A 19,050-nucleotide genomic window follows, 5' to 3' on the forward strand; every position below is an offset into this window, starting at 1 on the left:
ATTCCGCGTCTAGGTTAGCGAGCTATTCGCGAGCGGCATTCCCGTGATCTCTGTCAGCGCACGCCGAGCGCCGCGAGCAGCGGCGCGGCCTTGACCCGCGTCTCCTCGAGCTCCTCCTCGGGAACCGAGAGCGCCGTGATGCCGCCGCCGGTGCCCACGCGGGCGCCGCCGGCCGCGTCGAGCACGATCGTGCGGATCGTCATCGCCAGGTCGGCGGCGCCGTCGACGCCGAGGTAGCCGAAGGCGCCGGCGTAGGCGCCGCGCGCCCGGTTCTCGAGCCCGTCGAGGATCTCGGTCGCCCGCCGCTTGGGCGCCCCCGTCATCGAGCCGGCGGGGAAGCAGCTCGCGATCGCATCCACCGCATCCAGTCCCGGGCGCAGCCGCGCGCGTACCGTGCTGACGAGCTGGTGCACCTGCGCGTAGCTCTCCACCTCGAGCAGCTGGGTCACCTCGACGCTGCCGGGGTCGCCGATGCGCGTCAGGTCGTTGCGCATGAGGTCGACGATCATCAGGTTCTCGGCGCGCTCCTTATCGCTCGCGAGCAGCTCGACGGCGAGGCGGGCGTCGGCGGCCGGATCGGCGGAACGCGGGCGCGTGCCCTTGATCGGGCTCGTCTCGACGAACCCGGCCGGGGTCACCGTGAGGAATCGCTCGGGCGAGGCGCTCACCAGGGTCGTGTCGCCGATGCGCAGCAGGGCGCCGTGGTGGGTGGGGCTCGCGGCGCGCACCCGGCGGTGCAGTTCGAGCGGGTCGGGGCGCGCATCCACCCGCACCTCGGTCGTGAGGCACAGCTGATACGCCTCGCCGTCGTGGATCGCGGCCTGGCAGGCCCGCACCTGGGCGAGGTAGTCGGCGTCGCTCGTGACGCGCACGGCCGTCGCCGGCGGCGCTGCGATCGGGCCGGGCAGCGGATGTGCGGATGCGGTGTCGCGATCGACGCGCAGCCGCGCGGCCAGATCGTCGCGCCAGGCGCCGAGCCCGGGGTCCCAGGCCGTACCGAGCGCGATGAGCTCGGCGGAGCCGTCGGGATGCACGACCGCCGCACGGTCGACGACGAGGAACGCGGCGAGGTCGCCGGCGCCGAGGACGTTCCGGTGCGGCACCGCAGCGCCCGTCGTCTCGCCGCGCAGCTCGTAGCCGAGCCAGCCGACCAGCCCGAGGCGGAACGCGAGCGGGGGTACGGCGTCGCCGGCGACGAGGTCGGCGCCGTCGGCCGATTCGGGACGGCTGCGCAGCGCATCGAGCGCGCCCCCGAGCTGCGGCAGCACGTCGACGCCGTCGCGCAGCACGACCCGCTCCCCCGTGCCGATGTAGGCGGGGCCGTCCACGCCGCTGTCGAGCCAGAATCCGTCCGGCCGTCGCTCCATCGGCTGCGACTCGCCGAGCACGAGCGACGCCACCCGCTCCGCCGAGAATCCCTCTCCGAGCGGATGCCGCAGGAGTCGGTCGCGCATACCGTGATCCTAGGGTCGCGCCGCACCCGCGGATCCGCTCCGCGCGCTCCGCCGCGCCCCGCTGTCCCGCGCTCCGCCTCCTCCCCGCTTCCTCCCCTACGGTGAATCGCATGACGACGACCTTCCGCTGGCAGAACCGCGAGCTGGTCGCGGCCGACGACTGCGATGTCGTGCCGGCGCGAGTGGATGCGGCCGACTCCTGGCTGGTGACCGAGGGCCGCGCGCGCGGGATCGGACTGCACCGGCAGCGCTTCCTCGACGCCCTGCCCGAGGACTTCTGGGCGCTCGACCCGAAGGGCTTCTGGGATGCGGCGCTCGCGCTGCTGCCCCGCGAGGGCGACTGGTTCCCGCGCGTGGACGCGCGCACGGCCCGCGCGCCCGAGCTGATCTTCCGACTGCGGCCGGCCCCCGAACGCCGTGCGTCGCTGCGGCTCGTCACCGCCGAGCGCGACCCGCGCACGACCCCGCTGGTCAAGGGCCCCGACCTCGCCGCGATGACCGCGCTCCGCACCGCGGCGCAGGGGCTCGGCGCCGACGAGGCCGTCGTGCTCGACGTCGACGGCGCGGTCGCCGAGGGCTCGACGACGTGCCTGCTCTGGTGGCGGGGCGACGCGCTCTGCGTGCCCGAGGAGGCGATCGCGCGGGTCGACAGCGTCACGCTGCGCAGCATCCTCGCGCTCGCCACCGCGCTCGGCATCGACGTGCTGCACGAACGCGCGACGCCCGACGAGCTTGACGGGCTCGAGATCTGGGCCGTCAACGCCCTGCACGGGGTGCGCATCGTGACCGAGTGGATCGGCGGCCCGGCTCCGGCCGAGCTGCCCGGCCGCCGCGCCGAATGGCAGGCGCGCCTCGACGCTCTGCGTCGCCCTCTGCCGCTCCACGCCGTGCCCGACGCCGCGGCGAGGACCGCCGTGCCCGACGCCGCCGCGCCGACTCCCCCGAGCGGCGGAGCCGGCGGATGATCGCGCACCTCGTCGAGGCCGCCTCGGCCGCGGCTGCCGCGTCCGGCACGGGCGGATCCGATCCGCTCAGCTGGCTGCTCGACCTGGTGCAGTCCGTCGACCCGGTGCTGCGCATCCTGCTCTCGGCGGTCGCGATCTTCGGCGAGACCTCGATCCTGATCGGACTCGTGGTGCCCGGCGACACGATCGTGCTCGTCTCGAGCACCGCGACGGCGAACCTCGCCGAATACCTCGGCCTGCTCGTCGCCGTCATCGTCGGCTCGCTCGGCGGCGAGAGCATCGGCTTCCTGCTCGGCCGCCTGTTCGGGCCGAGGCTGCGGCATTCGCGCCTCGGACGACGCATCGGCGAGAAGAACTGGATGCGCGCGGAGCGCTACCTCGAGCGCCGCGGCGGCCCGGCGGTCTTCCTGTCGCGCTTCCTGCCGGTGCTGCACTCGCTCGTGCCCGTGACCGTCGGCACGAGCGAGATGAGCTACCGCCGCTTCCTGGCGTGGACGACGCCGGCGTGCGTGCTCTGGGCGGGCGCCTACGTGACGGTCGGCTGGCTCGCGGCCGGCAGCTACCGCGAGCTCTCGGCGCAGCTGCACTGGGCCGGGTACCTCTTCGTCGCCGTGATCGTCGTCTTCGTGATCGTCGTCGCCGTCGTGAAGAAGCTGATCGAACGGGCCGAGCGGCGGCACCTCGGCGACTGAGCCGCGTCACCCGCGCGCAGAGCGACGGAACGCAGAACGGCCGCACCCCTGAGGGGATGCGGCCGTTCCGTCGGCAGGTCGACCTACTTGAGGAAGCCGTTGTCGGTCAGCCACTTCGTGGCGATCTTGTCGGCGCGGTCCTTGTCGTCGACGCTCTGCACGTTGAGCGCGACGAGCCCCTCCGGCGTCAGCTTGGCGCTGATCGGATCGATGACCTTCTTGATCTTGTCGGCCTTCTTCGCGTTCACGATCGGCACGACGTTCGACGAGAGGAACAGACCCTCGGGGTCGTCGAGCGTGACGAGCTTCTTCGACTCGATCGAGGGATCGGCGCTGTAGATGTCGGCCACGTTCACCGTGCCGGCGACGAGCGAGTCGACCGTCGTGTCACCGGTCGGCTGGAACGACACATCCACCCCGTAGACCGACTTGAGCCCCTCGGGGCCGTAGGGGCGCTTCTCCAGCTCCGGCGCGCCGCCGAGCTTGAGACCGCTGACGCCCTTGAGGTCGGAGATCGACTTCAGGTTGTTCGCCTTGGCGAACTCCTCGGTCACGTTGTACGAGTCCTGGTCGGTCGCGGGCGAGTACTGCAGCGCCTCGAGGTTCTTCGGCAGCGCCTTCTGCAGCGCGGCGAACACCTCGTCGGGCTTCGTCTCGGTCGCGTCCTTGTCGTAGTACTGCAGCAGGTTGCCGGTGTACTCCGGGAACAGATCGAGCTCTCCGCTCTCGAGCGACGGCATGTAGGCGTCGCGCTGGCCGATCTGGAACTTGCGGGTGACCTTGAAGCCGGCCTTCTCGAGGGCCTGCGCGTAGATCTCGGCGATGATCTCGTTCGAGTAGTAGGCCTGCGACCCGATCGTCACCGATTCGGTGTCGCTCGAGCCCGATCCCGAGGAGAGCGGGTCGCTCGATGCGCACCCTGCCAGGGCCAATGCCGCCCCGACCGCGACCGCCGCGATCGCGGTGAGCCGGCCCTTCTTCCGTGCTGTGAACATATCGATTCCTTCTGGTGATTCAGGTGGTGGGGGTTTCCACCGCCGCGCTCGGACGAGGCGTCCGGGAGCGGGTCCTGCGGGTGTCGATGCCACGTGGCCGCACCGCGGCTGCGAGCAGGCCGAACACGGCATCGAGGAGGAAGGCGAGCACGATGATCAGGATCGCGCCGCCGAGGATCTGGGAGTAGTCGCGCAGCGGGATGCCCTGCACGACATAGAAACCGAGCCCGCCCAGGTTGACGTAGCCGGCGAGCGCGACCGTCGCGACGATCTGCAGCACGGCGCTGCGCAGTCCGCCGACGAGCAGCGGGAGCCCGAGCGGGATCTCGACCTTGGTCAGGATCTGCCACTCGCTCATGCCGACAGCACGGGCGGCGTCGATCGTGCGCCGGTCGATCGCCTGAAGACCCGAGTACGCGCCGGCCAGGATCGACGGGATGCCGAGGATGACGAAGGCGATGAAGGCGCCGACGGCCGTGCGGGTCACTCCGAGCACGAGCACCAGCAGCAGGATGAGTCCGAAGGACGGCAGCGCGCGCGCCGCGCCGGAGATCGCGACGGCGATCTCGCGGCCCTTGCCGGTGTGGCCGATCAGGTATCCGAGCGGGATCGCGATCAGGGCCGCGATGAGCACCGAGAGGAACGTGTAGTAGAGGTGCAGCCCGATCGCCTGTCCGATCGGGAAGCCGCCGCTCCAGTTCGCGGGGTCGAAGATCCAGCCGAAGGCGTCGCCGAAGAGGTTCACGCGGCACCTCCCACGGCCGGGACCGGCACGGCTCGCGTCGTCTTCGCGCGGGGGCGTCGCGACCAGGGCATGACCGCCCGGCCGACGAGCACGAGCAGGCCGTCGATCACGAGCGCGACGAGCATCGTCATCACGACGCCCGACAGGATCTCCTCGACGATCTTGCGCTGGTAGCCGTCGGTGAACAGGTAGCCGAGGCTGCTGATGCCGAGCAGCGCGCCGACCGTCACGAGGGCGATCGTGCTGACCGCCACGACGCGCAGACCGGCGAGCAGCACCGGCCCGGCGAGCGGGAACTCGACGCCCCAGAACCGGCGCCAGGTCGAGTACCCCATGGCGGTCGCCGACTGGCGCACACCCGGGTCGACGGAGCCGAAGGCATCGGCCGCCGAGCGGGCCATGACGGCGACGGCGTAGATCGTGAGCGCGATCGTGACGTTGGCCTCACTGAGGAAGCTGGTGCCGATCAGCGGCGGCAGCAGCGCGAAGAGCGCAAGCGAGGGGATCGTGTAGAGCAGGCCCGTGACGGTGAGGATGATGCCGCGCGTCAGCTTGAAACGCCACGCGAGCCAGCCGAGCGGGATGGCCACGACGAAGCCCACGACGATCGGGAGCACGCTCAGCCGGAGATGCTCGAGCGTCAGCCTGCCGATCAGGTCGAGGTTGTCGACGACCCAGTTCACGACCCGGCCGCCGCTCCCGTGCTCGCCGCGGTTCCGCCGGTCTCGTCGAGCACGCCGGCGGGGTGGCCGTCGGCGTCCACGACGATGCGCCGCCCGTCGACGTCGCGCACGCTGAGCCTGCGCTTGCCGCGGTCGGCACCGACGAAGGTGCGCACGAAGTCGTTGGCGGGGTGGGCGAGGATCTGCTCGGGCTCGCCGACCTGCACGATCCTGCCGCCGCGCTCGAGGATGACGACGCGGTCGCCCAGCAGGAAGGCCTCGTCGATGTCGTGGGTGACGAACACGATCGTCTTGCCGAGCTCGCGCTGCAGGCGCAGCACCTCCTGCTGCAGCTCGTCGCGCACGATCGGGTCGACGGCGCCGAAGGGCTCGTCCATCAGCAGGATGTTGGGGTCGACCGCGAGCCCGCGGGCGACGCCGACGCGCTGCTGCTGGCCTCCGGAGAGCTGAGAGGGGTAGCGCTCGGCCATCGCCCGGTCGAGGCCGACCGTGTCCATCAGCTCGAGCGCGCGCTGGCGGGCCTCCTTCTTCGGCACGCCGTTGAGCAGCGGGACCGTGGCGATGTTGTCGACGACCTTGCGGTGCGGCAGCAGCCCGGAGTTCTGCATGACGTAGCCGATGCTGCGACGCAGCTTGACCGGCTCGATCGTCGCGACATCCTGCCCGTCGATCTCGATCACGCCGGAGGTCGGATCGACCATGCGGTTGATCATGCGCATGAGCGTCGTCTTGCCCGATCCGCTCGATCCGACCAGCACCGTCACCTCGCGCGCGGGGATCTGCAGCGAGAAGCCGTCGACCGCCACGGTGCCATCGGGGAACTGCTTCACGACGTCGCGGAACTCGATCATCGGGTCTCTCCTCGCGCCGCGCGCACGGCCTGGGTGGCAGGTCGAGACCACCTCGCAGAGGCGTCCTCGATTTCAGTCAAACACTATTGACGACCACCGTCATGGCCCGAGGGCGCCGACGCATGACGAAACACAGCGAACGCGCAGGCGCCGCAGCGCCTGCGCGTTCGCAGGTGTGTCGGGCCGAGAGGGCCCGGAGACGTAAGGAGCCGAGACCTCAGTGACGGCCGGGCACGACGATGTCGTGCAGCAGCTGGCGCGCACGCGTCAGCAGCTCGGCGTCGCCGGCCGGGTCGGCCGCGAAGGCGCGGGCGACGAGCGCGTCGGCGACCTCGTATCCGACCTGCACGCGCAGACGGGTCTCGTCGCCGCCGTCGATCTCGAACTTCGCGACGAGGGCGTCGACCAGGTGGTCGGCGACGACGGCGTTGAACGGCTCGCCCTCGGCCGGGCGCAGGTCGATCACGTCGCCGACGCGCAGCGAGGCGAAGCCGGGCTCGGTGCGCACCGCGTCGACGAGGGTGTCGAAGATGGCGCCGACCGCGGCGATCGAGTCGGCGGACGACTCGACGGCGCTGTCGATGCGCTCGACGACGCGCTCGAAGTTGCGAGCCGACAGGCTCTGCAGCACGGCGATGCGGTCGGGGAAGTAGCGGTAGACGGTGCCGATCGAGGCGCCGGCGCGCTCGGCGACCATGGCGGTCGTGAGGCGCTCGTAGCCGATCTCGTCGATGACGGCGGCAGCCGCGTCGAGCAGGGCGGCCAGGCGGGCCGTGCTGCGCGCCTGGACGGGCTCGTTGCGGATGAGCGCTGCGGTGGACCGCGCGGAGGTGACGCTCGTCTGTGACATGACGGAACTCCTAAACTGAATCGGAGTCATGCTCCTAAGCTGAATCGAGGTCAGTGTATCCACTGATGTGCGGATAAAGCTCGACTTGTAGAGAGTGACACACTGGGAATATGCCCGAACCGACGCACCAGTCCGGGGGTGCCCGCAGCGTTCCACACCTCGCGGCGAGGGCAGAAGACGCGTTCCATGCCTTCCGTGAGCGCTGGGGACGTCGTCGTGGTCTCGTGCCCCGCGTCATCCCCTTCGCCGGCTACGGCAGCGCAGGCTGGATCCGCGTGCTGGCCCGCGTCGTGCTCGCGAAGCCCGGACGCCCGAGCGGCGATCGCGTGCAGGGCGCCCGCGGCTGGCGCAGCTTCACCGCCATCCCCCTCACCCACGGCGACGTGACCGTCGTCGCCGGCGGCGTCGAGCACGCCCTGACCGCCGACCGCGGCGGGGTGGTGGATGCGCGGCTCAGCGTCGACCTGCCGCCCGGCTGGAACACGATCCGCATCGCCGCGGAGGGCGAGGAGCCGATCGAGGCCGAGGTCTTCGTGATCGACCCCGCCGCGCGCTTCGGCATCGTCTCGGACGTCGACGACACCGTCATGGTCACGGCGCTCCCCCGCCCCTTCCTCGCGGCCTGGAACACCTTCGTGCTCAACGAGCACGCGCGCCGGCCGGTGCCGGGCATGCCGGTGCTCTACGAGCGCCTCACCCGGCAGCATCCCGGCACCCCCGTCATCTACCTCTCCACCGGCGCGTGGAACGTCGCGCCGACGCTCACCCGCTTCCTCGGCCGCAATCTCTACCCCCGCGGCGCCCTGCTGCTGACCGACTGGGGCCCGACGCACGACCGCTGGTTCCGCAGCGGCCAGGCCCACAAGCGCGGATCGCTGCGCCGCCTCGCCGAAGAGCTGCCGAACGTGCGCTGGCTGCTCGTCGGCGACGACGGCCAGCACGACGAGGAGCTCTACGCCGAGTTCGCGCGCGAGCATCCGGAGTCGGTCGCGGCGATCGCGATCCGGCAGCTCACGCCCGGCGAGGCCGTGCTCGCGGGCGGACGCAGCACGGCCGAGGAGCGCGGCACCGCGGCGCAGTGGCGCTACGCGCCCGACGGCGCGGGCCTCAGCGAGCAGCTCGGCGAGCTGGGACTACTGCGACGCTGAACCGCGACGCCCCTTCCGCATACCCGGCGAGATCCCAGCCGGCGGGCGCGCGGCGGCGGATAGCGTGAACGCGTGCCCCGCTACTCCGACGGCTCGGCCGGCGACGCCGACTACGGCGTGATCGGATCCGGCTACGCCACCCAGCGCCAACCCGATCCGCGCATCGAGGCCCTCATCTGGTCCGCGCTCGGCGACGCCCGCACGGTCGTCAACGTCGGGGCCGGCGCCGGCAGCTACGAACCGCACGACCGCTACGTCTCCGCGGTCGAGCCCTCGGCATCCATGCGCGCCGAGCGCCCCGCGAACCGGGTGCCCGCGATCGACGGCACCGCAGATGCGCTCCCCTTCGACGACGACGCCTTCGACGCGGCGATGGCGACCGTCACGATCCACCAGTGGCCCGACCTCGAAGCCGGTCTCGCGGAGCTGCGCCGGGTCGCGCGCGGGCCGGTCGTGCTGCTCACCTTCACCCCCGAGGTGCCCGAGCGGTGGTGGATGCCGCAGTACGTGCCCGAGCTCTTCGCCGTCGAGGCGGGGCGCATGCCGCCGATCGAGCGGATCGTCGCCGCACTCGGCGCCGGCACGCGCGCCGAGGTCGTTCCGGTTCCGTCCGACTGCATCGACGGCTTCGGTCAGGCGTTCTTCGCCCGTCCCGAGCGCACGCTCGATCCCGAGGTGCGGCGCGCGATGTCAGCCTGGAGCTTCGTCGAGCCCGACGTGGTCGAGCGCTACGAGACCGAGCTCGGTCGGGATCTGGCGAGCGGGGCCTGGGATCGCGAGTGGGGTGCGTTCCGCTCGCTCGCGGCGTTCGACGTCGGACTGCGGCTCATCGTCGCCGACTGAGCCGATCTCGGCTCCGCTGCGACGACGGCCGCCGCGACGCCGGCCGCGACCGTGCATGCGAGAACCCTGGTCGACTCCAGGTAGACCCGTCTGTCCCCCTTGACGCGGGCGGGTGGCTCACGCTGAGATGATCCGGTTCCGCGGATCCCCCCATCGGCGGAACAGGCGCCGGGCGCGAGTCCGGTCGCTGCTCCTTCCCCCGAGAGGATCAGCCGTGATTCACTCCGCGACGCCCGCACGTCGGCCCTGGGCTGCGTGCCGCGAGCGCACGGAGACGTGGAATTCCTCGACGGAGCGCAGCTCCGCGACGGGTAGGACTCCTGCTCCGGCGGCCAATCCCCCCAACGGCCCCGGGGCAGGAGGCAGGGGCGGGCACGGCGGGTAGAACTCCTGGCTGTGCGTCCGGCCGCGGCCAATCCCCCCAACGGCCCCGGGGCAGGAGGCAGGGGCGGGCACGGCGGGTAGAACTCCTGGCTGTGCGTCCGGCCGCGGCCAATCCCCCCAACGGCCCCGGGGCAGGAGGCAGGGGCGGGCACGGCGGGTAGAACTCCTGGCTGTGCGTCCGGCCGCGGCCAATCCCCCCAACGGCCCCGGGGCAGGAGGCAGGGGCGGGCACGACCCGGGCGCCGTCGGTGGCGGATGGGATGCTGACCGCATGAGCGCCGCGTCCCTCACCGCCGATCGCCGCCGCATCGCCCGGCTGCGCGAGACCGCGCTCGGGCTGGCGCATCCGCGCTCCGGCGTCTCGGCCGCCGAGATCGCCCGCGACCTGCTCGCCCTGCAGGCGCAGGATCTGCCCGGCGCGGTCTGGTCGCTCGGGCTGCGCGGCGGGCTGACCGCCGAGGAGGTCCTCGACGCGCAGCGGTCGGGCGAGCTCGTGCGCAGCTGGCCGATGCGCGGCACGCTGCACCTGCTGCACCGCGACGATCTGCGCTGGATGCTGAGCCTCACCGCCGAGCGGCAGCACGCGGCCGCGGCGGGTCGGCACCGCGAGCTCGACCTCGACGAGCCGCAGTTCGCCCGCGCCGCCGACATCGTGCGCGACCGGATGAAGGGCGGCGGCCGGCTGGAGCGGTCGGAGCTGCTGACAGCCCTGGTCGCGGGCGGGGTGCCGACCGACGGGCAGCGCGGCGCGCACCTGATCGGCGCGCTCGCGCGGCGGCTCGTCGTGGTGCTGACCGGTCCGACGGAGTTCGCGCTCGTCGATGACGTCGTTCCGCCGGAGGAGCCGCTCGAGAAGGCGGCTGTGCTCGCACGTCTCGCCGAGCGCTACTTCGCGGGGCACGGGCCCGCTGACGAGCGCGATCTCGCGTGGTGGGCAGGGATCACGCTCGGCGACGCCCGCGCGGGCATCGCCGGCGCGCGCGGACAGCTGGAGGAGCACGAGATCGGCGGGCGCATCCTCTTCTCCCGACCCGGTCTCGAGCCGGCGGCGCCGGCCGTGCGTCTGCTTCCCGGCTTCGACGAGCTGCTCCTCGGCTACACCGACCGCACCGCGACGCTGCACGACCTGCCGCTCGAGTCCGTCGTGCCGGGGAAGAACGGCATGTTCCTGCCGACCGTGATCGTCGACGGCCGCATCGTCGCGACCTGGAAGCGCACGGTCGGCGCGCAGCGGGTGAGCATCGTCGTCACGCCGTTCCTGCGCATCCCCGTCGCTCGCGAGCCCGCGCTGCGCCGGGCCGCCGGCGCCTACCTCGCGCATCTCGGCCGACCGGCCGCGCAGCTCGAGCTCACGATCGCGGACGCGGGCGCGAGCGCCGCGAGCTGAACGCACGGACAGGCGCACGGTCGCCCCGTCAGGCGGAACCCGGTCGAACGTCGTGTCGGCGCGGATCGGACCGGGACGGCTCAGGCGGGGATGTGGTCGAGCCAGCTCAGGCTCGCGAACTCCTCGATCAGGATGCCGAGCTTGTCGAGGTCGGCCGCGACCTCGCGGCGCAGCTCGGCGATCTCGACGCCCTCGCGCACCAGCAGGTCGACGCCGGCCGGCGTGAGGGCCGAGCGCTCGAAGCGCAGGGCGAGGATGTCGCCGTCGATGCCGGTGACCGCCCAGCGGCTGCTCAGCAGGCCGAGCAGCCCGCGGCCGCGCCAGACGAAGCCGTCGCCGCGAGCCCGATCGGTTCCGTTGATCGTGCGCGCCGCATCCTTGCCCGCGTCGCGGTAGTGCACCGTGTCGCGCAGTCGCAGCGGATCGCTCGACAGCAGCTCGTACTCGAAGACGGGATCCTGATTCTCGGCCTTGAGCCACATCGGGAAGTTGGTGGCGCGGAGCGTCCAGCGCCCGGGCAGGGCGTCCGCCAGTTCGGCGGCGGTGGGCGCATCGGTCGTCATCGCGTTCAGCGTAGCGGCGGCTTCCTGTGCGACAGGTGAAGTCGCGCTCCGGGCGCGCCGACCGCTCGCTGAGTCCGCCCGAGGCGGCACGGACCAACGGCCCGCACCTAGCCTGGCGACATGAACCGCGTCGTCGCGCTGCTGCGCTCGAGCCATCCCGGCCCGACGATCGTGGTGACGGCGCTCGGCACCGGGCTGGCGTTCGCCGCGGACGCCGCACCCGTCGCCGTCGCGCTGATCACCGCGGCGGTGCTCGCTAACCAGCTGTCGATCGGCATCGCGAACGACGTGGTCGATGCAGCGCGCGACCGGGCCGCGGGGCGCCGCGACAAGCCGATCGCCGCCGGCGTGGTCTCGCGGCGTGCGGCCCTCATCACCGCGCTCGTGCTCGCGGCCGGGTCGCTCGCTCTGGCGGCGACGCTCTCGCCGGTCGCCCTCGTCGCCGACGCCCTGCTGCTGCTCGGCGGCTGGCTCTACGACCTCGCGCTCAAGGCGGCCCCGGCATCCGCCCTCTGCTACCTCGTCGGCTTCGCCGCGCTGCCGAGCATCGCGACGGGGGCGCTCGCTGAGCCGCGGATCGCGGGTCTCGGCGCGACGGTCGCGGCGGCGCTGCTCGGTCTCGCCGCGCACCTCGCGAACGTGCTGCCCGACCTCGACGACGACCGCGCGGCCGGGGTGCGCGGGCTCCCTCAGCGTCTCGGCCGGAGGGGATGCCTGATCGGATGCGCCGTGCTGCTGCCCGCGACGGGTGTCGCGCTCGCGCTCGGGGCGGGCGGGCATCCCCTCGCCCTCGCCGCCGCGGCGGTCGCGGTGCTCGCAGCCCCCGCCGTGGTGATCGTCGGGCGACGCAGCGGACGCGGGGCCTTCCGGCTCGTGATGGGCGTCGCGCTCGTGCTGGTGCTCGCGCTCGTGCTCGCCGGAGGCGCGCTGCTCTGAGTGCCGAGGGCGGAGTCGACGATCGGCGGCAGTGCGCGCTCAGCTCGTCTCGCGCGGCGCCGCGATGTCGACCGAGGCCGGACGGTGGTCGCGGATGCCGAGGAACGACACCACGCCGCCGATCGCGAGCAGGATCGCCGAGACCACGACGCCGCGGCGGAACCCGTCGTAGTCGAGCTCGCCGCCGATGATCGCCGCGAGCATCGCGATCACGACCAGCCCGGCGACGCGGGAGATCGCGTTGTTCACGGCCGAGGCGATGCCCGACCGGGCGGGCTCGATCGCCCCGAGCACGGCGGACGTGAGCGGCGACACGGTCAGGGTGAGACCGATGCCGAACACGAGGACACCGGGAAGCAGCTGCAGCCAGTAGTCGCGGCCGAACTCGAAGTCGCGCCCGATCAGCAGGTAGAGCAGCACGCCGAGCCCGGCGATGATCGGACCGGCGGTCATGAACAGCCGCGAGCCCCACCTGCCCGCGACGGCCCCGACGCGCGAGCTCAGGCCGATCATCACGAAGGTCGCGGGCAGCGAGGCGAGGCCCGCGAGCGTCGCCGCGACGCCGGCGCCCTGCTGCAGGTAGACGCCGAGCACGAGTCCGCTGAGCGACAGCGCCGCGTAGATGAAGACCGTCGCGATGTTGCCCCAGGCGAAGTCGCGCACGCGGAACAGCGCGAGCGGCAGCATCGGCTCGCGGGCGCGCAGCTGGTGCACGAGGAACACGACCGAGGCGACCACGCCGACGCCGCCGGTGATCCAGATGACCGGGCTGCCCCATCCCAGATTCGGCTGCTCGATGAGGGCGTAGACGAGCCCGGCGAGGCCGACCGTGCCGAGCAGCGCGCCGATGACGTCGATGTGCGCGTCGGGTCGACGCTCGTCACGGTGATGCAGGCGGGCGATCAGCACGATCACGACGGCGATCGGCAGCACGTTGATGAGGAAGGCGAAGCGCCAGCTGAGCAGGTCGACGAAGACGCCGCCGACGACCGGCCCGGCGATCGAGGCGACCGTCGTGAGGCCGGTCCAGATGCCGATCGCCCTCGCCTGCAGGGCGCCGCTGAAGTTCGACGTGATCAGAGCCAGCGAACTCGGCACGAGCAGCGCGCCGCCGACGCCCTGCACGGCGCGGGCGACGATCAGGACCTCGGGGCTCGGCGCCGCGGCGATGCCGACCGAGGCGGCGCCGAAGACGATCAGCCCGACCACGAGCACGCGGATGCGACCGTAGACGTCGCTGACCGAGCCCGCGACGAGGATGAGCGCGCCCAGCGTGATCAGGTACGCGTCGACGATCCACTGCTGCGTCGCGAGACCGCCGCCGAGCTCGCGCTGGATCGCCGGCAGGGCGACGTTGACGACGGTCGCGTCGAGGAACGAGACGAACGAGGCGAGCGCCGCGATGGCGAGGATGAGGCGCTGCTCGCGGGTCATCCTCGGCCCGCCGCGATCGGCCTCATCGCTCACTCTCGGCGGCGCCCCGCGGATCGACCGCCTCGGCGACGGCCCGGATGCCCCGTTCGTCGAAGAGCGGCCCGAAGTGTCCCGCCATCCGCAGCGGCACGTTCACCGCGCCGTCGAGTCGGCTGCCTTCCGGCACATGCGGGTCGACGAGGGGATAGATCGATGTGATGCGCGCGTTGACCTCTGACTCCGCGGCGAGCGCTGTGAGCAGCGGATCGCCGACGCGGAAGACCCTCAGGGCCGGGTTCGGCATGAACCGCGCCATCCTCGATCCGCCGAAGGGCGCGGCGATGGCCACCATGCGATCGATCCGCTGCTCGGTGTCGTCGATCGCCAGCAGATGCTTGCCGATGATCCCGCCCTTCGAATGGGCGACGAGGATCACCCCGTGCAGGTCGCGGCTGACGATCTCGCGCCATACCTCTGCGGCAGTGTCGGGAATCGGCCCCGTGTTGAAACGCAGTGAGGGCAGCGCCAGCACCGGGTGGCCCGACGCGGAGAGACGATCTCCGACGGCACGGAGGTAGTTCCAGCTCTCGTACACACCCGGGATGAGCACCACGGGTGCTCGCGAGCCGCGACCCCACTCGGCCGGCACGGCGGCCGCGACGCTCGCGAGTCGCGCCCGCAGCGCCCACGGGTAGTCGCGCACCAGGAACCGCATCCGACGGTTGAAGCCGGCGTCGGCGCTCATCGCGATCCCTCTTTCGCGGCCCGTGTCCCCATCATCGCGCCCACTCCGCGATGTGCACCGCGATCCGCTTGGGGTCGGTGTGCATGATGACGTGCGGTCCGCGCACGCTGCGGAACTCGCCGTCGCGCAGCCCCTCGGCGAACTTCTGGCCCCACTCCTCGCTGACGATCACATCCTTGTCGCCGCAGATCACGAGAACCCGCGCCTGCAGGTCCGGCATCCGCACCTCCGGCTCATCGGAAAGGAGATGCGGCGCTTGGGCGAGCATGTATCGCAGTCCGCAGCGCAGCAGATAGTCGGTCAGAGCTATGCCGAAGACCAGAGGGGTCTCGTAGAACGCATCCTTCATCAGCAGCCGTGCCGCCCGAGCGAGTCGGCGCCGCGTCGGCTCGAGCGTCGGCGCCATCAGCACGATCCGCTCGGCGACCTCGGGATGCCGCTGCGCGAGCAGGGCGACGACGTTCGATCCCATCGAGTGGCCGACGACGATGGGCGGGCCGGCCGCCGGCCAGCGCTCGGCGACCTCGGCGATCACCGTGCCCAGCGCATCCGCGTGATCGGCGAGCCCGACGTCGCGACGCGGGTTCGGCGACGCGCCGTAGCCGGGCAGGTCGACGAGGTAGACCCGGCCGATCTGGGCGAGCTCGGCGGCGAGAGGCTGGTAGTAGCGCGACGAGACGCCGAGACCGTGCACGAGCACGAAGACCGGCGCCGTGGCGTCGTCGACGCCCTCCATGACGGGGAAGCGCTTGAGCATGACCGTGAGGTCCTGGTGCGCGATGCGGCTCGTGAAGAAGGTGGCGCCGTGATAGCGGCGGGTGCGGTACAGGGATTCGTCGGCGGCGGCGCGGCGCCCTCGGCGCTTCCAGCGACGAGGTCGACGGGTCGGCGAGGGCGCCTGCGCGGGCTGCGTCGACTGCGGCTGCACGGGATGCTGCTCGGGCGCGACCCGGGAGTCGGGAAGCGACTCTTGATCCTGCTCCTCCGGCGCCGACGTGCTCATGGATTCACTGTAGAGCGGCGGGCGGACGCGGCGCGGGCGGTCAGACCCCGCTCGCGGCGCCGCCCGGACCCGGATGCCTACGCTGGTCACGTGGCCGATGAACTGAACTGGGGACGCAACCTCGCCTACTCCGCCCGCGAGCTGCACCGCCCGACCTCGGTCGAGCAGCTGCGCGGCATCGTCGCCACCAGTCGCGGGCTCCGCCCGCTCGGCACCCGGCACAGCTTCAGCGCGATCGCCGACACGACGGGCGACCTCGTCGACATGACGCACCTGCCGCGCGTGTTCGAGCTCGACCCCGATGCGCAGACCGTGACCGTGGATGCGGGCATCCGCTACGGCGAGCTCGCCCCGCGCCTGCACGCCGAGGGCTTCGCCCTGCAGAACCTCGGCTCGCTGCCGCACATCTCGATCGGCGGCGCGACCGCGACCGGCACGCACGGCTCGGGGGATGCGAATCCGCCGCTCTCGGGTTCGGTGCGCGCCGTCGAGTTCGTGACGTCCGACGGCGGCACTGCGCGGCTGGCCCGCGGCGAGGAGGGGTTCGAGGGGGCGGTCGTCTCGCTCGGCGCCCTCGGACTCGTGACGCGGATCGCACTCGACCTCGTGCCGACCTTCGAGGTGCGGCAGGACCGCTATGCGACGCTCGCCTGGGGTGACGTGCTCGACCGCCTCGACGAGCTGTTCGCGGCCGGATACAGCGTGTGCGGGTTCACAACCTGGGCGGGCGACGACTTCGGCACCGTGCTGCTGAAGTCCACCGAGCGCGAACTGCCCGAAGAGCTGCTCGGCGCGCGTCGGGTTCCGGTCGTCGCGGCGAAGCCGGGCGAGGACCCCGGCAAGTCGACAGAGGTCGGCGGCGTGCCCGGACCGTGGCACCTCCGGCTGCCGCACTTCCGACTGGATGCGGTGCCGAGCGTCGGCGACGAGCTGCAGTCGGAATGGTTCGTCCCGCGGGCGCGGGCGCGTGAGTCGCTCGAGCTGGTGCGCGAGCTCGCCGACGACATCCAGCCCCACCTGCACGCGACCGAGCTGCGCACGACCGCGGCCGAGTCGCAGTGGCTGAGCGGCGCCTCCGACGCCGACACGCTCACGATCGGCTTCACCTGGAAGCACCACCCGGCCGAGGTCGGCCGGCTCATCCCCCGCGTTGAGGAGCGGCTGGTGTCGCTCGGCGGCCGCCCGCACTGGGGCAAGCTGACCGCCGAGCGGAACCTCGAGCAGCTCTATCCGCACCTCGACGACTGGCGCGCGCTCGCCGACCGCTTCGACCCGCGCGGCAAGCTGCGCAACCGCTGGCTCGACGAGCGCCTGTTCAGCTGAGCCGGCTCGCGGCGCTGCGACGCCGCGGCCCGGTGCGTCAGGACCCGGCGGGAGCCTCGCCGAGGATCGCGCGCACACGCGGCACGACCTCCTGGCCGTAGAGGCGCACGGCCTCGAGCAGGTGACGGTGCGGGATCGGACCGGAGGTGTACTTCAGGTCGAAGCGCTGGATGCCGAGCCCCTGCACGGTCGCCGCGATCTTGGTCGCGACGGTCTCCGGCGAGCCGACGTACAGCGATCCGCTCTCGATCTCGCCCTCGAAGTGCTCGCGGGTGATCGGCGGCCAGCCGCGCTCGGCGCCGATGCGCGCGTTCATGACCCGGTAGTGCGGCCAGAAGATCTCGCGCGCCTGCTCGTCGGTCTCGGCGATGAATCCGGGCGAGTGAACGCCGATCGGCAGCGCGGGCACCTCGAGCTGCGTCTGCGCGCGACGGTAGAGGTCGGCGTAGGGCTTGAAGCGCAGCGGCTCGCCGCCGATGATCGCGAGCATGAGCGGCAGGTTGTAGCGGGCGGCGCGGATGACCGATTCGGGGCTGCCGCCGACGCCGATCCAGGTGGGGATGCGCCCGCCCTCGGTCTTCGGGAAGACCTCCTGGTCGGTCAGCGGCGCGCGGACGGTGCCGTTCCAGGTGACCGGCCCTTCCTCGAGGAGGTGCGCGAAGAGGTCGAGCTTCTCCTCGAACAGCACCTCGTAGTCGGTGAGCGGGAACCCGAAGAGCGGGAACGACTCGGTGAAGGAGCCACGGCCCAGCTGCACCTCGGCGCGGCCGTTCGACAGCGCGTCCACCGTGGCGAAGCGCTCGAACACGCGCACCGGCTCGTCCGAGCTCAGCACGGTCACGCCGCTCGCGAGCGTGATGCGCTCGGTGCGGGCCGCGATCGCGGCCAGCACCACCTCGGGCGCGGTGACGGCGAAGTCGTCGCGGTGGTGCTCGCCGATCGCGATCGCGTCGACGCCGACCTGGTCGGCGAGCACGGCCTGCTCGACGACGTCGCGGATGACCTGCGCGTGCGGGACGGGGCTGCCGTCGTCGTCGCTCGAGACGTCGCCGAAGGTGCCGAGGCCGAAGCGCACGGGTCCGAGTTCGGCGGCGGGGATGTCGGGGCTGCTGTCGGCGGTGCTGTCGCTCATGATGACTCCATCTTCATGCGTTTGCATTGATCGGCACAACCTCGGCGAGGCGGACCGCATTCCCGCCGGCGTCACCGGCATCCGCTAGAACGGAGACGACCGCACGAACGGAGTGTTCCATGCCCTTCGTCGACCTCGACGGCCGACCGCTCGACCGCGTGCCGCTGCTCTACCGCGGCGGCCGCGACTTCCAGCTCGAGAGCGGGTTCGCCTGGATCGACCCGCGCGACGGCACACGTCACGAGGTCGCGCCGCACGATCCGAGCCGTCCGGCGAGCGGCCCGCAGAACGGCACCGATCTCGCGTCGGTGCCGCCGTTCCTCTGGGGTCTCGTCGCCAGTTACGGCCGTCAGACGCTGCCGGCGATCCTGCACGACCGGCTCGTGGACGCGGTCGACACCGCGGTCGACGACGCGGGACGCCCCGCCACCCCGGCCGGGCGGATGCGGCGCCGCGATCGCGCCGACGGCGTGTTCCGGCGCGCGCTCGAGGATGCCGGGCTGCCGCGCTCCCGGGCGACGGTGATGTGGTGCGCAGTGCGGGTCGAGGGCTACTGGCGGCACCGCCGCGCTCTCGGGGCGCTGCTCGTGGCGCAGCTGGCGCTCGGCGTCGCAGCCGTCGTCGCAGCCGTCGTGCTCGGCGCTGTCGCGCATCCGCTCGCGCTCCTCCTGCTGCTCGCCCCCGCGCCGTTCGCGCTCGCGTGGGGGCGCCAGGCGCGCTTCATGCTGCCCGCCGCCTACCTCGCCGCGCTCTACTCGCCGCTCGTGATCGCCGCGGCCCTCGCCTCGGGCGTCGAATACCTCGTCGCGCTGCTGCTCTGGCTCGGCGGCGGACGCACCGGCGCGACGCCACGCCCGGGCCCCACGATCCGCTGAGATCGACGCGCACGCCTGAGGGACCGCTATGCCGGGGCGGGCAACCGGCTGAGCGCCGCATGG

Annotated in this window: 19 protein-coding genes; 8 read left to right on the forward strand and 11 right to left on the reverse strand. The window is 72.4% G+C overall.

Features of this window, described 5'->3' with window-relative positions; translation table 11 throughout:
• Positions 1-53: 53 nt before the first annotated feature.
• Entirely contained in the window at positions 54-1,454 is a 1,401-nt protein-coding gene (locus FJ657_RS12860) for an anthranilate synthase component I family protein (RefSeq protein ID WP_255447330.1), read from the reverse strand.
• 110 nt (positions 1,455-1,564) lie between these two features.
• Between FJ657_RS12860 and FJ657_RS12865 the strand changes: the two genes are divergently transcribed.
• Together FJ657_RS12865 and FJ657_RS12870 are read left to right on the forward strand one after the other, a co-directional pair.
• Positions 1,565-2,419, forward strand: a complete 855-nt coding sequence (locus FJ657_RS12865) for an aminotransferase class IV (RefSeq protein ID WP_141164129.1) — start codon at positions 1,565-1,567, stop codon at positions 2,417-2,419.
• The gene (locus FJ657_RS12870) at positions 2,416-3,111 is read left to right on the forward strand and encodes a DedA family protein (RefSeq protein ID WP_141164130.1); all 696 of its coding nucleotides are present in this window, start codon (positions 2,416-2,418) and stop codon (positions 3,109-3,111) included. The genes FJ657_RS12865 and FJ657_RS12870 overlap by 4 nt, the downstream gene beginning before the upstream one ends.
• Before the next feature lie 83 nt (positions 3,112-3,194).
• Here the strand turns inward: FJ657_RS12870 and FJ657_RS12875 are convergent, their stop codons facing one another.
• The 5 genes from FJ657_RS12875 to FJ657_RS12895 all read right to left on the reverse strand — a co-directional run bounded on the left by FJ657_RS12875 (position 3,195) and on the right by FJ657_RS12895 (position 7,235).
• Positions 3,195-4,106 carry an ABC transporter substrate-binding protein gene (locus FJ657_RS12875; protein WP_141164131.1) on the reverse strand — a complete coding sequence of 304 codons (912 nt, stop codon included), beginning with the start codon at positions 4,104-4,106 and terminating at the stop codon, positions 3,195-3,197.
• 19 nt (positions 4,107-4,125) lie between these two features.
• Positions 4,126-4,851 carry an ABC transporter permease gene (locus tag FJ657_RS12880; protein ID WP_141164132.1) on the reverse strand — a complete coding sequence of 242 codons (726 nt, stop codon included), beginning with the start codon at positions 4,849-4,851 and terminating at the stop codon, positions 4,126-4,128.
• Positions 4,848-5,534: an ABC transporter permease gene (locus FJ657_RS12885; protein WP_141164133.1), complete on the reverse strand. Its 687-nt coding sequence runs from the start codon at positions 5,532-5,534 to the stop codon at positions 4,848-4,850. The genes FJ657_RS12880 and FJ657_RS12885 overlap by 4 nt, the downstream gene beginning before the upstream one ends.
• Positions 5,531-6,385, reverse strand: coding sequence for an ABC transporter ATP-binding protein (locus FJ657_RS12890; protein WP_141164134.1), 855 nt, complete (start codon positions 6,383-6,385; stop codon positions 5,531-5,533). The genes FJ657_RS12885 and FJ657_RS12890 overlap by 4 nt, the downstream gene beginning before the upstream one ends.
• A gap of 217 nt (positions 6,386-6,602) precedes the next feature.
• Positions 6,603-7,235, reverse strand: coding sequence for a TetR/AcrR family transcriptional regulator (locus FJ657_RS12895; RefSeq protein WP_141164135.1), 633 nt, complete (start codon positions 7,233-7,235; stop codon positions 6,603-6,605).
• Between the two features lie 110 nt (positions 7,236-7,345).
• On the opposite strand from FJ657_RS12895, the gene FJ657_RS12900 reads away from it, so the two are divergent.
• The 3 genes from FJ657_RS12900 (at position 7,346) to FJ657_RS12910 (ending at position 10,997) form a co-directional block, all read left to right on the forward strand.
• Positions 7,346-8,383, forward strand: a complete 1,038-nt coding sequence (locus tag FJ657_RS12900; RefSeq protein ID WP_141164136.1) for an App1 family protein phosphatidate phosphatase — start codon at positions 7,346-7,348, stop codon at positions 8,381-8,383.
• 72 nt (positions 8,384-8,455) lie between these two features.
• The gene (locus tag FJ657_RS12905) at positions 8,456-9,226 is read left to right on the forward strand and encodes a class I SAM-dependent methyltransferase (RefSeq protein ID WP_141164137.1); all 771 of its coding nucleotides are present in this window, start codon (positions 8,456-8,458) and stop codon (positions 9,224-9,226) included.
• A 655-nt stretch (positions 9,227-9,881) separates the two neighbouring features.
• The gene (locus FJ657_RS12910) at positions 9,882-10,997 is read left to right on the forward strand and encodes a winged helix DNA-binding domain-containing protein (RefSeq protein ID WP_141164138.1); all 1,116 of its coding nucleotides are present in this window, start codon (positions 9,882-9,884) and stop codon (positions 10,995-10,997) included.
• Between the two features lie 80 nt (positions 10,998-11,077).
• Here FJ657_RS12910 and FJ657_RS12915 read toward each other — a convergent pair whose 3' ends face one another.
• A complete protein-coding gene (locus FJ657_RS12915) occupies positions 11,078-11,560 on the reverse strand; it encodes a hypothetical protein (RefSeq protein WP_141164139.1) in 483 nt (160 codons plus the stop codon).
• 120 nt (positions 11,561-11,680) lie between these two features.
• Here FJ657_RS12915 and FJ657_RS12920 point away from each other — a divergent pair, with 120 nt between their 5' ends.
• Positions 11,681-12,496, forward strand: a complete 816-nt coding sequence (locus FJ657_RS12920) for a UbiA family prenyltransferase (protein ID WP_141164140.1) — start codon at positions 11,681-11,683, stop codon at positions 12,494-12,496.
• Positions 12,497-12,535: 39 nt separating this feature from the next.
• Here FJ657_RS12920 and FJ657_RS12925 read toward each other — a convergent pair whose 3' ends face one another.
• From FJ657_RS12925 to FJ657_RS12935, 3 genes are all read right to left on the reverse strand, one after another.
• Entirely contained in the window at positions 12,536-13,930 is a 1,395-nt protein-coding gene (locus tag FJ657_RS12925; RefSeq protein WP_141164141.1) for an MFS transporter, read from the reverse strand.
• A 22-nt stretch (positions 13,931-13,952) separates the two neighbouring features.
• Positions 13,953-14,522 carry an esterase/lipase family protein gene (locus FJ657_RS12930; RefSeq protein WP_141164142.1) on the reverse strand — a complete coding sequence of 190 codons (570 nt, stop codon included), beginning with the start codon at positions 14,520-14,522 and terminating at the stop codon, positions 13,953-13,955.
• 163 nt (positions 14,523-14,685) lie between these two features.
• Positions 14,686-15,657 carry an alpha/beta fold hydrolase gene (locus FJ657_RS12935; protein WP_141164143.1) on the reverse strand — a complete coding sequence of 324 codons (972 nt, stop codon included), beginning with the start codon at positions 15,655-15,657 and terminating at the stop codon, positions 14,686-14,688.
• Between the two features lie 90 nt (positions 15,658-15,747).
• Between FJ657_RS12935 and FJ657_RS12940 the strand changes: the two genes are divergently transcribed.
• Positions 15,748-16,980: an FAD-binding protein gene (locus tag FJ657_RS12940; protein WP_219995929.1), complete on the forward strand. Its 1,233-nt coding sequence runs from the start codon at positions 15,748-15,750 to the stop codon at positions 16,978-16,980.
• A 37-nt stretch (positions 16,981-17,017) separates the two neighbouring features.
• On the opposite strand, the gene FJ657_RS12945 is transcribed toward FJ657_RS12940, so the two are convergent.
• Positions 17,018-18,112 (reverse strand): LLM class flavin-dependent oxidoreductase, encoded by a 1,095-nt coding sequence (locus FJ657_RS12945; protein WP_141164145.1) that lies wholly within the window; start codon positions 18,110-18,112, stop codon positions 17,018-17,020.
• Between the two features lie 119 nt (positions 18,113-18,231).
• Here FJ657_RS12945 and FJ657_RS12950 point away from each other — a divergent pair, with 119 nt between their 5' ends.
• Positions 18,232-18,987 (forward strand): DUF1353 domain-containing protein, encoded by a 756-nt coding sequence (locus tag FJ657_RS12950; RefSeq protein ID WP_141164146.1) that lies wholly within the window; start codon positions 18,232-18,234, stop codon positions 18,985-18,987.
• Positions 18,988-19,050 lie beyond the last annotated feature (63 nt).

This window comes from Schumannella soli (assembly GCF_006517435.1).
In the GTDB taxonomy this organism is placed as follows: Bacteria; Actinomycetota; Actinomycetes; order Actinomycetales; family Microbacteriaceae; genus Schumannella; species Schumannella soli.